We start from the raw sequence: 15,073 nt of genomic DNA, 5'->3' as shown, positions 1-15,073 counted from the left end.
CGAATTCTTCTTTATCTTATCCTAAATCCCCCGGACCGTCACTAAGATTTCACATGAACGTGAAAAGTTCCGTTGTGGTCAAGATGAGCGTATCGGACCTGCCGGATGTCATACACTTGCAGATCCTGCAACCGCTCCCGCATCCAGGGTTCCGTTCGTCCGATCCGGATCAGGTTTTCGCGCACAATTTGCCCCCGCCTGATCAGGTAAATCGGCGTTCTGTCCATCGGCTGAGTGCCCCCTTGTCCTGCCTGTTCTCAAGTTTTAGTCATGCCCTTCCGCCTTGCGGAATACACTGCAATAGATACCGAAAAAGGGAGGAGACTGCCTTGCGTATCGGATTTATCGGCACCGGGAGCATGGGGGGGATGCTGGCCAGGGCCTTTGTCCGTTCAGATATGCCGGATGTGGAGGTAGTCGCTTGCAACCGAACCGTTTCCAAGCTGAATCAAATCGTCGCAAAATTCCCCCGTATCCGCAAAATGGGGGATGCCGTTTCGCTTGCGAAGTCTTGCGATTTTATTTTTGTTTGCGTCAAACCGGGGGATGTGCAAACCGTCTTGGACCGGATCGGGCCGCACTTAACGCCCGGCCAGTTTTTGGTGTCGATCAACTCCGTCTGGTCGATTGCCGCGCTGGAGGCGGCAACGCCTTGCAAAGTCGTGAAAATCATCCCCTCCGTTACGCAAGAAGCTCTGTCCGGCGTGATTCTCACGATGTACGGCACGCGGCTTACCCAGGAGGACCGGGAGTTGTTCGAGACGGTCTGCCGCCACATCTCATTTCCACTTTCCATAAATGAAGAAGATATTCGCGTCAGCTCCGATCTGACGAGCTGCGGGCCGGCCTTTCTCGCGTTTCTCCTGCAGTCTTTCGCGGAAGCGGCCGTCCGCCAGGGCGGCATCCCGCGGGAACAAGCGAACCGGTTTGTGAAATGCATGATTTACGGACTCGGGAAACTTCTGGTGGAGGAGAACTATACCTTTGACGAGATCGTCTCCCGGGTCGCGGTCCCGGGAGGCATCACCGAGGAGGGACTCAAAGTGTTGGAATCCGTTGCGGCGGGACTCTTCGACCAAGTGCTTCTCGCCACGAAACAAAAACAGGAACAGCACTCCAGACAGCAGTGACAAATATGCATATCGAAGCGCCGTCTGCCGGACCTGAAGACAGCACGCCTGCACCGGATGCGCAAAATAAAGCCCTTTGCCGTGCAAGGCTCCGCAAAGGGCTTGTTAGCTTCCATTATGATTCTCGCTGCTTGTTCCCGTACGCCCAGTGGTTGGTGGGCCCGTGGCCTCCTCCCAACCCGAAGGAGTCCGCTATCGCGCATGTGATGAACTCTTTCGCGACCGCAACCGCCTCCATCACGTTCTTGCCTTTCGCCAATTCGGCCGTCACCGCCGCCGAGAAAGTACAGCCGGTGCCGTGCGTGTGGCGCGTCTCGATTCTCGGTGCCCGAAGCTCGTCAAATGTCTCCCCGTCATAGACAACGTCAATCGCGTCGCCTGCCAAGTGCCCGCCTTTTACCACGACGGTGCGGGTGCCAAATTCCCGGATCCGCTTGGCGGCCTCCCTCATGTCGGCGACCGTTCGAATCGTGAGCCCCGTCAACACTTCCGCTTCGGGCAAGTTCGGCGTTACGACCTGCGCAAGCGGAATCAACTGTTGAATCAGGGCGTTTTGTGCCGACTCTTCCAGCAAGCGGGCGCCGCCTTTCGCCACCATTACCGGATCGACCACGAGATTGGGAATCGCATGCCGCCTGATCTTCGCCGCCACCAATTCGATAATCGGCGCTTGCGACAGCATGCCGGTCTTGACCGCGTCCACTCCGATATCGGTCACCACCGCATCGATCTGTTGTTCGATCGCTTCCAACGGGAGGTTGTAAATCCCGTGTACCCCCTGTGTATTTTGCGCCGTAATCGCGGTTAAAGCCGACATGCCGTACACCCCGAGCACGGTAAATGTCTTCAGGTCCGCCTGAATCCCGGCGCCGCCCCCGCTATCCGACCCGGCGATGGTCAATGCCCGCGCAATTGCCATGGCAAACAATCCCCTTTCGCCTTCCAATCCAAGGCTTTCATAATTTGACACTCATATGTAAAACAAGTTTCTTTCATTGTACGGCTGAAAAATCGGCCCGGTCAACGGGCCATCCTCCCTTGTGTTGAACCTGATTTTTTTGCGGAACCTGATTTTGGCGGTTGCAAAAACGGCTCGCTTCGTGTATGATAAAAATCGTCGTTCTTGCGAATTCAATATCGTTCCGAATCGTTCCGGCACCGGATCCGCACCCGTGGTCCAATGGATAGGACGCAGGCCTCCGGAGCCTGAGGTTGGGGTTCAATTCCCTACGGGTGCACCAGACATTTTGTGATCGAGTAGGAGGGGGCGGCTAACCCCCGTCCTCTCACACCACCGTACGTACCGTTCGGTATACGGCGGTTCATGTTGTGGAACGAAGTATGTCAAGTCTTTCGACCAAGCTTGTAAGTCCTTGTTCCGCCAACAAGCGAGACCAAGGGCTTTATTTACTTGCGGTGTGTTTGAGAGTCTCCAGTAACCCTTTCGTGATCCGCTTATCAGAACCGCTTGCTCCTCTGGGATTCCTAAGGCAATCAAATTCCTTCTTCTTGTCTTCGGTTTCTTCCATTGTTTCAAAAGACACATCCTCAGCCTTCGCCGAACCCATTCATCAAGGGATTGGAATACGCTACGCGTGTCTGCCAGGCGAAAGTAGCCGCTCCAACCAAGAAGATATTCATTGAGTTTCTGGATCCGTTGTTCCATGGATTGACTTTTCCTCCGGCTCGTCAATTCCCGTATTTTTATCTTGAACTGTTTCACCGTTTTCGGTGCGAGACGTATCTTTGGTTCTTTGGACCACGTGAATGAGAAGCCGAGAAACTTGCGTTTCCATGGCCGGTCTACCGCACTCTTTTCCATATTTACTTTCAGCTTGAGTCGTTCTTCTACAAATCGTTTGACACTGGCAAGTACCCTCTCACCCGCGCGTCGGCTTTTCACGTAAATGTTACAATCATCTGCATAGCGCACAAAACGAGAAAGTGGGATCCAAGATCGGGGTTAAGACTTGTAGAAGAGCCTGCTGGATCAAGCGGTCCAGCACCGTTGGGATTCCGAGTAACCGTATTCCTCCATCTGGTTTCGGGATTTCGACTCGACGGACCGGTTTCGGTTGGTAGGTCCCGTTGAGAAGTTGATTTCGGATATGCGTCCAGTTGTCGAGCAGGAATGGTCGAAGGGATTTTATCTCCATTCCGTCAACTCCTGCCACTCCTTTGTTTCTCTCGACACGGTGCAAGGCTATGAGCATATTCTCACGGTTTACCACTTGCTCCATCAGGTGATCCAGGCACACTTCGCGGGTTGGTTCCTTGGGTCGTGCCGGTGAAGAACTCGGCGCTTCTTCCGTCCCCTGCAGATTCACTGCTTCCTCCTGAAGATAGCTCCCCTTCGGGATTTTCTGCTTTCTTTGCTCTTCTCTCGAACTTGCCATGACCAACCCTCACAATCATGTTCGGCCCTTCCCTGTTTGGTCGTCTCCTCGCAGGTACTATGGCCTCTGCTGACTCCTGCCGGTTCAGCCGTACCTCACGGTACGGGTTACCAATTGAATCGGCGCGCCGGCAGGTCTCCCCGGGTAAGGGCGTTGTCTTTCCCTCCATCTACCTGCTTCATTTACTCTCGATTGTCTTTGGTAGCAAGGACCTTGTCTTGTTGTGCAGACTCATCCAACAATCGCTAGCCTCATATGAAGTTCGTGTTCCTCAGGCCGGAGGTTTGCCGCCAGCAACATCAGCTTCCGCCTCGCGGCGGACACCCTTGCTTTAAGCTATGGCTACTGCTACCTTCGCCATTCGGGACTCTCACCCTATAGACAATCCGCAGCCTTGCCGTCAACATTCAAACTTTTTTGTCTAATTTTTAAACATTTTATTATTGTATTGATTCCAGAAAGTTATAATGGTATCATACAATTGTCTACACTAATACCCGAGCGCAGGAGCCACCGGTGTTCCTGCGCCTCTTGGGTAAAAATTTTACGTGGGAGGTTTTACATATGCCGCTGGTAGGTCAAAAAGCGCCTGACTTCCGAATGGTGACAACCAAGAACCTCGAAACACTCGATCACTACGCATCGCTTGAAGACTACAAGGGAAAATGGCTCGTTCTGTTCTTCTATCCGCTTGACTTCACGTTTGTCTGCCCGACCGAAATCACGGCAATCAGCGACCGGGCGAAAGAATTTTCCGATCTCGGCGCCGAAATCCTCGGTGTGTCCATCGACAGCGTGTACACGCACCGCGCATGGATCCAAACTCCCCGCGACAAGGGCGGATTGGGCGAAATCAACTATCCGCTCGCGTCCGACATCACGAAAGAAGTGGCGCGTGCCTATGACGTTTTGATCGAAGACAAGGGAATTTCGCTGCGCGGTCTCTTCATCATCGACCCGGAAGGGATTATCCGTTACCAGGTTGTACACGACAACAACATCGGTCGCAGCGTAGACGAAACGCTGCGTGTGCTGCAAGCTCTGCAAGCCGGCGGGCTTTGCCCGGCCGACTGGAAACCCGGTCAAAAAACGCTCTGACAAACCGGCAACAAACCCGCGTAAAAAAGCGACCGTCCGAAAAACGGAGGGTCGCTTTTTTCACAGGCAACGAGAGGCTACTGCAAACCATACTTTTCAAACGCTTGCTGCAGAGCAACCTTGGCTTCACGTCGATCCTTCTACAAGAAAAGAACTAGCGGCTTTTCTCCCATTCCTTGAGATATGCTTTTTCCCGTTCGACAAGATCGGGATGCGTATCCAAAAACCAGCGCAACTGCTTTTCTTCCCAAGCGTCACGATTCACGCCGCGGATGATTTCCGCGTTCAACAGACCGATCTCCCGGTCGTACAGGATCTCTTGGCCGATTGCTTGCTCCGTGCGAATGATCCTTGAGACCTGCATAAAAATTTTTTCCTGCCCAGAGTCGTCCTTCCCGACATACATCATCATTTCATAGTCGTCCCAGCGATGGATCCAGTCCAACGGATTCATAAGCCCTATTCTTCCCGTGCAACCATTTCGGCCAAAGTCTCGACCGCCCGCTCCGCATCGGCGCCTTCGGCCTTGATTGTAATTTGCGTCCCTTTTGAAATGGCAAGCGACATAATGCCCATAATGCTTTTTGCGTTGACCGATTTGCCGTCCTTTTCGACAAAGATCTCGCTGGTGAACTTGTTGGCCTGTTGTACGAACAAAGCTGCCGGACGCGCATGGAGACCGGCCCGCAAATTGACTTTTACACTTTTTTCGGCCATCCGAATCCCTCCCTGAGTTTGTCTGCTATCTCTTCCAGCTTGCGCAGCCTGTGGTTCACTCCCGATTTTGAAACGTTTCCCGCCAGCATGGATCCCAACTCTTTGAGGTTGATATCGGGATACTTCAATCGAAGTTCGGCTACTTCCTTCAAATGGGGCGGTAAGTTTTCCAGCCCGATCACCTGCTCAACCAGCCGGATATTTTCGATTTGGCGGACCGCCGCGTGAATCGTCTTGTTCAGGTTGGCCGTTTCGCAATTGACCAGACGGTTCACCTGATTGCGCATGCCCTTGAGGATTCTCACATCCTCAAAATGCAGAAGCGCTTGGTGAGCCCCGATAATGTTCAGGAATTCGATGATCTTGTCTCCTTCCTTGAGATATACCACATGCACTTTCTTGCGTTCGATCAGCTTCGCGTTCAATTGAAATTCGTTGACCAGGGCGAGCAGCGATTGGCCCAAGCGTTTCTCGCTCAAGGCGATCTCCAGATGATAGGAGTTGCTCTCCGGGTCGTTCACCGAGCCAGCCGCAAGAAACGCTCCGCGCAGATACGCCCGTTTGCAACAGGGTCTCGCAACCAGCTCGGAGTCGATTTCCTGCTTATATTGTACACCGATTTCAACGATTTTCAATTGTTGAAGAATTTCCTGCACGCGGAAGGGAACCCGGACCATGTACACGTTGTTTTTTTTCAGCCGCATTTTCTTGCGGACAAGGACCTCCGCATGGGCACCGAAAATCCTGCGGATCAGCGTGTACATCCTTCTCGCGATCGCGGCGTTCTCGGTGGAAATCACAAGCGCCGGGCGGCTGTTCGTTTCTTCCATATTGCCGCTGAGCCTGACCATCGCCGACAATTCCGCGTTTTGACAGCAGAGTTTAGCTTCCAGTTGAGTCAATTCTTTTTTCGTTCTGGACGCAAACGACATCGTCAGCCTCCTGGAAACCCGTTTGTCTTTTCTTCAGATCCCTTGCGAGAATCGATAAAATCTGTTCGCTGATGCGACTTGCGTCATGCCGGGCGTAAATCGCGTAATGAAGGAAGTTTCGGGCGATCACATTGAGCCCCATCTGCTGCAGGTTCCACGTGTCCGCCACGACGGGAGCCGCTTGTTTTTCACGGTACTGCTCGATCACCGCTGGCGGAATCGGCGCGGAATTGACAAGCACATACTGAAACAAATCGGGTCCCACATGATCGTAAATCGCTTTTACATGCTGCGAAGCCGAATAGTTGTCGGTTTCTCCGGGCTGGGTCATCACGTTGCAAATGTAAATTTTCTTTGCTTTCGACGCCCGGATGGCGTCGGCAATCCCCGGAACCAGCAGGTTTGGCAAGATGCTCGTATACAAACTGCCGGGGCCGATAATGATCGCGTCCGCTTCCTGCAGCGCTTGCATCACTTCGGGCAAAGGCGACACATCGGCAGGCTCGATCTCCACCCGCCGAATTTTTTTGCCGACGTTGGGAATCTGTGACTCTCCGGTGACAACCGTACCGTCCGTCATATGGGCTTTCAGGATCACCGCTCTCCCGACCGCCGGAAGCACGCGGCCCCGTACGGCAAGCACCCTCGACGTTTCACGGATGGCCGTCTCAAAGTCCCCGGTAACATCCGTCATCGCGGCGATAAACAGGTTGCCGAAGCTGTGTCCGGCAAGCCCTTCTCCCGCCTTAAACCGGTGCTGCCACAATTTTTCCAAAAGCGGTTCCGTATCCGCCAAGGCCACGAGGCAGTTCCGGATGTCTCCCGGCGGCGGCATGTCAAAATCAGACCGCAGGCGTCCGGACGATCCGCCGTCATCCGCGACGGTTACAACAGCGGTAATGTCCGCGTCATATTGCTTCAGTCCCCGCAGCAGGACCGACAGCCCCGTGCCTCCCCCGATCACGACCAACCTGGGCCGTCTGTACTTGGCCAGCATTTCCTTACGGCCGATCTGCTCATCCCGCCACCACCCGAGCGCGAGCAACCCGGAACCCACCAAAAGACATGCCAAGCCGATTACCGACGCCTGCCCCATTACCGCATGCAATCCGGCTCCTGCCGTAATCAGGCCGAGGCCAAACACGCACAATGTCCAGGCGAGCAGCCACCATTTTTTGACCATGATTATCGTTCCTTTGCACAGTCGCGATGGGTGACCACGACCGAATCGTTATGTTGCAGATGGCGGTACAAGAGTTCGGCGATGGAGACGGAGCGGTGCTGCCCCCCCGTACAGCCGATCGCGATCACAACCTGCTGTTTTCCTTCCTTCTCAAAATGGGGAATCAGAAAATCCACCAGATCGATCAGCTTCTCGACAAATTGTTGGGTGACCGGCCACTTCATCACGTAGTCGTACACTTCCGGATTTTTCCCGGTCAACGGTCGCAGTGATTCCACATAATGGGGATTCGGCAAAAACCGGACGTCAAACACCAAATCGGCATCGATCGGAATGCCGTGTTTGAAACCGAAAGACACGATATGAATCCTCAGCTTTCGTTCGTCGGAATGGGTAAACCGCTCGCTGATCAACGCTTTCAACTCCGACGGTTTCATCTTGCTGGTGTTGATGATCCAGTCCGCGCGGCCCCGTATTTCTTCCAGCTTTTTGCGTTCTTTGGCGATGCCTTCCGTAATCCGTCCTTCCGGCGCCAACGGATGGCGTCTCCTCGTTTCCTTATAGCGGTTGACCAGCGTTTCGTCATCCGCCTCCATATAAAGCACCTGACAGGTAATCCCGATCCTTTCTTCCAACTCGTTGACGGCTTCAAACAGTTCCTTGTCAAAAGCGCGGGCGCGAAGATCGCACACCAACGCCACCTTTGACACTTTGCCGTCCGATTGGTAAACGAGCTCTCCCAATTTTGGAATCAAGGCAGGTGGCAAATTGTCGACGCAAAAATATCCGAGGTCCTCAAGGCTTTGCAGCGCAACCGATTTTCCCGCCCCGGACAAGCCCGTCAAAATCAGAATTTTGACAGCCGGATGCATGGTACCACCTCCCGCAAAGGGTTTCATCCTTCATTATACCAAATAAAAAACGCCACATGAGATGGCCATATGGCGTACGAATCCTTCTCACCTCAGAACCGGCAGCGGATTTTCCGGGTTCCAGCCGAGAAGTTCATAGTCGGGCGTATATGTGAATTTTCCCGTCAACAGAGTGGGCTGTTGCAAAATATGCCGCAGGAAAATCCGGTCTCCTTCCGCCATCGGGAGCTTTTCCAACGCCTCGACGCTTACCCATTCCAGGCGTCCTTCCTCGCATGCGGCATGCAACTGCCCCGCGCAAGACTCCGCATAAAAAGTGAACAGCAGCCAATGATCGACAAGCTCTTTTCCGTCCTGCAGGATCACGGTGAAGACCCCGCGCAGTTCCGGACGTTCCAGCGACAAACCGGTCTCTTCCCAAAATTCCCTTGTAACCGCTTCCACAAGCGACTCGCCGGATTCCACTTTTCCTCCGGGCGCCACCCACCAGCCCCGCCGGGGTTTTTGCAGCATCAGAACCCGGCTGCCGCGGCGCAAGACGCAATTTGTGACGATTTGCATGAACATCAACTCCCGCCGTCATTAGAATATCACGCAGGATCCGCCAAGACAATTCCGATTGTGCAGATCGCCCGGGATGGCAACAAAAAAAAAGAGGCGTGTCTCTCCACTCACGCCAAGTGAAAGTATATGAAAAAGGGGGTCAAATTGTTACATCTTCAGTGTACCCAAAAATTGTTGCGTTTATATTACGATCAAGTAAAAAAAATGTGACGATGCAATCCGGTGTTCGCTTGGCGGCTACTCGGTTTTGAGCAAAACGCGCCGGTCCTCGATCCGTTTCGTCCATTTCAGGCGGTCCATATATTCGAGAAGGCCCAATGCAAATTTCCGCGAAGTGCCGACCCGGTCCCTGAATTGCGCGACCGTAAAACCGTCTGCACCCGCTATTTCGGCGAGAATTCGCGGGGTCTTGTCGATCGCCTCTTTGGCAAACAGCAGCCCTTCCTCCACTTCCACCAGAACTTCTTGTTCTTTCAACAGGCTGACCAGGCCTTGCACAACCTTTTCCTGCCCCTTGTAAGCCGCCGTCAGTTCCTGCGGCGTCGGAGGCTGGAACAACTGCTTCCGGAACTTGTCCGCAATCTCCTGCAAAATTTGTTTTTCTTTCAATGATAGTGGAACCGTGTATCCCGCCAGCCGGATCTTGTCCTGCTTGACCTCGATGCGGCCTTTTGCCGCTCCCATCTCGAGGATACCGTCATAGACTTTCGGTTTCAGCTTTTTTGACAGTTGGGAGAGAACTTGCGCCTTCGCCACATAAGCATGAAAGCGATCGCGTGCGTAGTGAGCCCGGATTTTGTCCTCGATTTCATCCAGCAGCCCCTGCAGCGACTTGGCAGTCACGAACCCTTTTCCCCCCGGCAGTTCGAGAATCTGGCCGGATGCCGTCAACTCGCCCGCCCAGGCCCGCGTCTGCTCTTGCGTCGCTTTCATTCTGGCGGCCAATTCCGCGAGCGTCAAGCCTGGTTCCTCGTCCAGGATTTGGATAAGGCGGGTGTGTGGGCCGCCTTTTTCCCGGGATTCCAGGTTTTCTATAATGTTTTGCCGGTTTCGTCGGTGCAAGCGGTTGGGGTGCGGATCGATCACGACACCCCCGCCGATGGTGTACATCGGGGAATAGGTACGGAGGATAAAGCGGTCTTTCGCCTCGCATGTCACGGGTGCCTCCAAATCGATCTGGATCAGCGCGTCCTCATCCGGTTGCAATTCGTTCCGGTCAAGCAAAATCACCCGCCCCAGCACTTCGCTCGCCCCGATGTACAGGCGAACGCGCATGCGGTTGGTGAGGGGCCGCGGACTGTCCGACAACAGGCGAAAACGGGCGTCGATCAACGTCGACGGCTTGAAAGTATGCGGCGCGGCAATCACAAACCCCCGTTCCAGTTCGTCGCGCTCGACTCCGACAAGATTCAGCGCGGTACGCTGTCCCGCTTGCGCTTTGTCGGTTGCTTCGCCGTGCACTTGAATCGAACGGATGCGGGCTTGCCGACCGGACGGTTGGATTTCAACCGCGTCTCCCGTTCTGACGATGCCTGCAAAAATCGTTCCCGTCGCTACCGTACCGAAACCGGGAACCGAAAACACCCTGTCGACAGGCATCCGAAACGGCGCGTTCACCTCGCGGGGTTGGATCTCCCCGGACATCCGCGCGATCATGTTGCGCAGTTCCCCGATGCCCTGTCCGGTGCAGGCCGACACCGGGACGATCGGAGCGTCCGCCAAGATCGAATCTTTCAGGCCTTCACGCACTTCTTCCGTCACAAGCGACAGCCATTCTTCGTCCACCGTGTCGATTTTCGTCAAAACAACGATCCCTTTTTGCACATGCAGCATCTCAACGATGTGCAGATGTTCCCGGGTTTGCGGCATGATGCCCTCGTTGGCGTCAATCACCAGCAGAATCAAATCGATTCCCGCAGCGCCAGCCAGCATGTTCTTGATGAAACGCTCGTGTCCGGGAACATCAATAACCCCGATGCGCTTGCCATCGGGGAGTGTAAGAGGGGCAAAGCCGATATCGATCGAAATGCCCCGCTCCTTTTCTTCCTTATGCGTATCCGTGTCAAGGCCCGTCAATGCCTTGACCAGGGTTGTCTTCCCATGGTCGATGTGACCGGCCGTGCCCACAATGATAAACTGTCCTTCTGCCACTTGCTTCACCCTGATCCATTCTACCACATTTAAACGGCTGCCCCTGCTTCAGCGTCTTCCCAGGATTCGACGTAATGGTACGCGGACATCGCCGCGATCGCCCCGTCGGCAGCCGCCGTAATAATCTGACGGAGCCCTTTTTCCCTTACGTCGCCGGCGGCAAATACCCCCGGAATCGAGGTCTTCATGTTCTCATCGGTCGGAATATAGCCGCTTTCGTTCAAAATCCGGGAACCTGCCAGGAAATCGGTGTTCGGCTTCATCCCTACATAGATAAATACACCGTTGGTCGGGAGTTCCGTCATTTCGCCCGTTTTCAAATTCTTCACCCTGACTTTCGTGACCGCCGTATCTCCCGCGATTTCTTCCACCGTACTGTCCCAAACAAAACTCATGCGGGGGTTGTCAAACGCACGCTTTTGCAAAATCGGCTGGGCACGCAGTTTATCGCGGCGGTGAATCAGCGTCACTTTGTTAAAGCGGGTGAGGAAAGTCCCTTCTTCCACGGCGGAATCGCCGCCTCCGACCACGACAATTCCCTTGTCCATGCCGGGCCGTTTTTCATTGAAGAACGCGCCGTCGCACGTCGCGCAGTAACTGACGCCCCGCCCGCGGAACTCCGTCTCACCTTTGACGCCGAGCTGTTTCGGTTCCGCCCCGGTCGCGATCAGGACCGCTTTTCCTGTCAGAACTTCCTGGTCCGTATAAACTTTTTTGATTTTGCCTTCCAGTTCCACCTTCTCGACGTTTCCGTTTCTGTAATCAACTCCGAGATGCAGGGCGTGTTCGTGCATGACCTGGGATAGCTCCGGCCCCATGATCATCTTGAAACCCGTATAGTTCTCCACTTCCGTCGTGTTTTGCATCTGCCCGCCGGGCAATCCTTTTTCGAGCACAACGACTTTCAAGTTGGCCCGCGCCGCGTAAACCGCCGCGGACAGCCCCGCCGGACCGGCTCCAACAATAATCAAGTCAAACATCCGAATCACCCCGTCCAATGACTGAAACATTCCGTGTGTTTAAAAAAGAGCAGGCTTCGCCACCCTGCTCTCAGTATACAGCAAAATGCCAAAAATAAACTGTGAGTCACATTACGATTCAATTTTTTGTACGATTCGCCGTGAGATCTTTGAAATCGCACCGACCGACACGCCGAGCCGCTCCGCGATCTCCCGCTGCGTGACGGAAATACCCTGCTGGCGCAACACGCAATACGCCAACGCACCCGCCCAGGTACCCGGATTGGTCATGCGGGGCGGATGGCGCAAACTCTTCAGAAGAAAATCGGCCCAAATTTTACGCGACACTTCGAACAATTCGCCGCCGTATGCCTGCAAAACCGTCCGCGCCTTGTCGAGAACCGCCTTCCATTCAGGTTTGAAATCGGACATCTCGGCAAAAGGCCCCTCTGCGCCGATATGGCGCAGCACATAGAGAGCAAGCAATTTGAGCTGTTCGATCTCATCCGGCCGGTTGACAAATTCACGCAGCGCCTGCTCCACTTCGCGATCGGCGATCAGGGCAAAGGTTTGGATGACCTGGATTTTGGTTTCAATGTCGCCGTGTCGAAGGGCCCAGAACAAAGACGAGCGAATCAGCGGGTCGTTGCGCCAGTTCCCGACTTTCCCCGCCTTCAATTGTTCCCGCATCTGCTTGAACTGTTCGTGAAACGGAATCTGGTAATGATAGGAGACGGGTCTGACGACCGTTCCTTTCGCTTCGGCTTCTTCCAAAGCTTTCAGATAAAAAGGCGCCACTTCGCCCTTCGGATCCAAAATCTGTATATCTTGCCAGATTCGCTTTGCATATCCGTAGTTCCCGATATTGCAAGCGGATGCGGCTACACAGTGCAACAAAGCCGGATCGGCTTCCTCGCTCCAGCGGGACAACTGCAAAAACAACCGGTGCGCCGCTTTATGCTCGCCGAGAATTCCCATCGTCGTCGCCAACTTGTAACTTTGGTCAAAATTGAGCGGATACACCTTGCTGAGCCCTTCCAGCAGGTACGCCAGTTCTTCTTTCCGCCCAAGGTGCTGATAATAAACGGCCAAGTTGCATCGCGCGTGAATATTACCGGGGTCTTTCGCCAACACTTCCTGTGCGATTGCGACAGCCGTATCGAGTTGTCCGAGGTAATAGTAGGCGAGCGACAAGTTGTTCCGCGGCGCGATCAATTCGGGATGCTGCTCGATCGTTTTTTGCAAGTAAGCGGCCGCTTCCATGAATTTGCCTTGTTCCAACAGCTTTCCGACCAAATCCTGTTCTTTGCGCTCGGCTTCTTTTTCCACGATACGCTGCCGCAACACTTCCCCGCCGCCGAATTCCTCGATGAGAATATCAAGCATCTCTTCCGCGTCTTTTGCAAATTCGCCATGCGGTTCCAATTCCAGATAGCGTGCGGCACACTCTTCCGCTTTATCGTAACGGCCCATATTGGCCCAGTTGTTCGCCATGTAAAAGTAACACTCGTACATGTGCGGGTCGATCGTCTGCAGTACATTTTCCAAAATCTCATTCGATTCCTCAAAGGAACCCATCTCCGACAAAACACCCGCCAGATTGCAGTGGTTGACGGGATTGTCCGGTTCGTATTCCAGCGCTTTGCGGAAATATTTCAGAGCGCTCTGCAGGTTGTGACGGTCCAAATGCCGTACGGCTCGTTCAAAGAAAAATGCGGCATCCAACCGAAAGGGAATCACATTGCTGTCCGGGCGTCGACGTATTGCTTGCTGTTTGTGATCCAATTGAGTCACCTCCCGCGATAGCCGGAAAAAAGATAAGATTATGTTTACCTTTTCCCAAAGTATATCACAGATCGGGGTGTGAAGAAAAAGCAAAAAGAATTATTGCGTCATCCGCTTAAAGCACTCGGTGAATTCTTCCTTCGTCGCCAGCCGGAACTCCCTTTCCCGCAACATCCGCACGAACAGATCGACCAATTTTGCATCATAACGGGTTTTTATGCAGCGGTACAGCTCTTCAACCGCAACCTCCGGGCTCATCCCTTGCCGATACGGGCGGTCGGACGTCATCGCGTCAAAAGCATCGGCGATCGCGACAATCCGCGCCGAAAGGGGGATGCTGTCACCTTTGAGACCGTAAGGATAACCGGTCCCGTCAAGGTTCTCGTGATGAAGGGCTACCGGATCGAGCACGTACTCAAAACCCGGAACCGCTTCCAACACGGTTTTGCCGATGGACGGATGCAACTGCATTTCCACCCATTCGTCCGGCTCCAGGCGCCCCTTCTTTAAAAGAACCGAATCGGGAATCCCGATTTTTCCGATATCGTGCAAAACGGCCCCGTAGAAGAGCTGCTTTCGCTCGTTGAAAGGAAGTCCCAATTTTTCGGCAAGCCAGATCGCGTAACAGGCCACTCTTTCGGAATGCCCTTTCGTATAAGGATCCTTCAATTCGATGGCATGTGACATCGCCAAGACAAAACCGGCAAAAGTCCGCTCCGAGCGGTGGTGCAAATCCAGGATTTTCCGATACAACCGTTCCGTCTCTTCGTTCACCTTGCGCGAATTCACAATCACCCGTCCGACGTAAATGCTCAACAAAAAGAAGGCGACCGGCATGACAAACCCTTCCAGCACAAACCCTTCCGGCGCTCCCGACCGAATTTCCTGCAAGCGATTCTTGTAAAGGGGAAATGCGAACATCGCATAGCAGACCAGTGAACTTAACAGGCCTGCCCGCTCGCCAAATAGAGTGACGACATAAGTAATCCCCATCCCGTAGAGAACGAACAGCGTTTCCCGCAGGGACTGCAGTTCCGTATGGAAACCAACGGCAAGCAGCAGCACAAAGTAAAGCCCGATCGCCCAGGGCGACCACCAATAGCGTTGGGTAAGTTTGAAAATAGTCATGCTAAACAGCCGCTGCATCGCTTCCATGACGGTACCTCCACTGTCGTTTTTACCGGTAATAATTCAGCAATCTTCCGTAATTTCCTTCAATTCTGGAGGATGCAGGCCAAAAAAATATACGGGCACGCAGGCAGGGGCGCTGCGTTCCCGCATATTCG

The 15,073-nt window shown here is 53.9% G+C and carries 14 protein-coding genes, 1 tRNA gene and 1 pseudogene; 3 read left to right on the top strand and 13 right to left on the bottom strand.

The window, feature by feature from the left end; genetic code table 11:
- Positions 1-41: 41 nt before the first annotated feature.
- On the bottom strand, positions 42-227 hold the full coding sequence (locus tag AC4ED1_RS10260; protein ID WP_490938250.1) for a YetF domain-containing protein: 186 nt from the start codon (positions 225-227) through the stop codon (positions 42-44).
- A 102-nt stretch (positions 228-329) separates the two neighbouring features.
- Between AC4ED1_RS10260 and AC4ED1_RS10255 the strand changes: the two genes are divergently transcribed.
- Positions 330-1,130, top strand: a complete 801-nt coding sequence (locus AC4ED1_RS10255; protein ID WP_490938248.1) for a pyrroline-5-carboxylate reductase dimerization domain-containing protein — start codon at positions 330-332, stop codon at positions 1,128-1,130.
- 115 nt (positions 1,131-1,245) lie between these two features.
- On the opposite strand, the gene thiD is transcribed toward AC4ED1_RS10255, so the two are convergent.
- On the bottom strand, positions 1,246-2,049 hold the full coding sequence (gene thiD / locus AC4ED1_RS10250) for a bifunctional hydroxymethylpyrimidine kinase/phosphomethylpyrimidine kinase (RefSeq protein ID WP_490938246.1): 804 nt from the start codon (positions 2,047-2,049) through the stop codon (positions 1,246-1,248).
- A gap of 247 nt (positions 2,050-2,296) precedes the next feature.
- On the opposite strand from thiD, the gene AC4ED1_RS10245 reads away from it, so the two are divergent.
- Positions 2,297-2,371: transfer RNA gene (locus AC4ED1_RS10245), tRNA-Arg, on the top strand.
- Positions 2,372-2,452: 81 nt separating this feature from the next.
- Here AC4ED1_RS10245 and AC4ED1_RS10240 read toward each other — a convergent pair.
- Positions 2,453-3,370 (bottom strand): annotated as a pseudogene (locus tag AC4ED1_RS10240) (group II intron maturase-specific domain-containing protein).
- A gap of 720 nt (positions 3,371-4,090) precedes the next feature.
- Here AC4ED1_RS10240 and AC4ED1_RS10235 point away from each other — a divergent pair.
- Positions 4,091-4,624, top strand: a complete 534-nt coding sequence (locus AC4ED1_RS10235) for a peroxiredoxin (protein WP_490938244.1) — start codon at positions 4,091-4,093, stop codon at positions 4,622-4,624.
- 154 nt (positions 4,625-4,778) lie between these two features.
- Here AC4ED1_RS10235 and AC4ED1_RS10230 read toward each other — a convergent pair whose 3' ends face one another.
- The 10 genes from AC4ED1_RS10230 to AC4ED1_RS10185 all read right to left on the bottom strand — a co-directional run bounded on the left by AC4ED1_RS10230 (position 4,779) and on the right by AC4ED1_RS10185 (position 14,942).
- The gene (locus AC4ED1_RS10230) at positions 4,779-5,078 is read right to left on the bottom strand and encodes a hypothetical protein (protein WP_490938242.1); all 300 of its coding nucleotides are present in this window, start codon (positions 5,076-5,078) and stop codon (positions 4,779-4,781) included.
- A gap of 5 nt (positions 5,079-5,083) precedes the next feature.
- Positions 5,084-5,341 (bottom strand): HPr family phosphocarrier protein, encoded by a 258-nt coding sequence (locus AC4ED1_RS10225; protein ID WP_490938240.1) that lies wholly within the window; start codon positions 5,339-5,341, stop codon positions 5,084-5,086.
- The gene (gene whiA, locus AC4ED1_RS10220) at positions 5,323-6,273 is read right to left on the bottom strand and encodes a DNA-binding protein WhiA (protein ID WP_490938238.1); all 951 of its coding nucleotides are present in this window, start codon (positions 6,271-6,273) and stop codon (positions 5,323-5,325) included. The genes AC4ED1_RS10225 and whiA overlap by 19 nt, the downstream gene beginning before the upstream one ends.
- On the bottom strand, positions 6,224-7,456 hold the full coding sequence (locus tag AC4ED1_RS10215) for a gluconeogenesis factor YvcK family protein (protein WP_490938236.1): 1,233 nt from the start codon (positions 7,454-7,456) through the stop codon (positions 6,224-6,226). The genes whiA and AC4ED1_RS10215 overlap by 50 nt, the downstream gene beginning before the upstream one ends.
- 2 nt (positions 7,457-7,458) lie before the next feature.
- Positions 7,459-8,328, bottom strand: a complete 870-nt coding sequence (rapZ, locus tag AC4ED1_RS10210; RefSeq protein WP_490938234.1) for an RNase adapter RapZ — start codon at positions 8,326-8,328, stop codon at positions 7,459-7,461.
- 87 nt (positions 8,329-8,415) lie between these two features.
- The gene (locus AC4ED1_RS10205; RefSeq protein WP_490938232.1) at positions 8,416-8,889 is read right to left on the bottom strand and encodes an NUDIX hydrolase; all 474 of its coding nucleotides are present in this window, start codon (positions 8,887-8,889) and stop codon (positions 8,416-8,418) included.
- Between the two features lie 240 nt (positions 8,890-9,129).
- Positions 9,130-11,043 carry a selenocysteine-specific translation elongation factor gene (gene selB / locus AC4ED1_RS10200; RefSeq protein WP_490938230.1) on the bottom strand — a complete coding sequence of 638 codons (1,914 nt, stop codon included), beginning with the start codon at positions 11,041-11,043 and terminating at the stop codon, positions 9,130-9,132.
- A 29-nt stretch (positions 11,044-11,072) separates the two neighbouring features.
- Complete coding sequence (gene trxB / locus AC4ED1_RS10195) at positions 11,073-12,053, bottom strand: thioredoxin-disulfide reductase (RefSeq protein ID WP_490938228.1); 981 nt, start codon at positions 12,051-12,053, stop codon at positions 11,073-11,075.
- 81 nt (positions 12,054-12,134) lie between these two features.
- Entirely contained in the window at positions 12,135-13,787 is a 1,653-nt protein-coding gene (locus AC4ED1_RS10190) for a tetratricopeptide repeat protein (RefSeq protein ID WP_490938226.1), read from the bottom strand.
- Positions 13,788-13,886: 99 nt separating this feature from the next.
- A complete protein-coding gene (locus AC4ED1_RS10185; protein WP_490938224.1) occupies positions 13,887-14,942 on the bottom strand; it encodes an HD-GYP domain-containing protein in 1,056 nt (351 codons plus the stop codon).
- Positions 14,943-15,073: the final 131 nt, after the last annotated feature.

The sequence above is a fragment of the Effusibacillus sp. SKA8 genome (assembly GCF_058273125.1).
The sequence above is the reverse complement of the archived record's forward strand: the minus strand, read 5'-3'. Positions and strand labels throughout refer to the sequence as shown.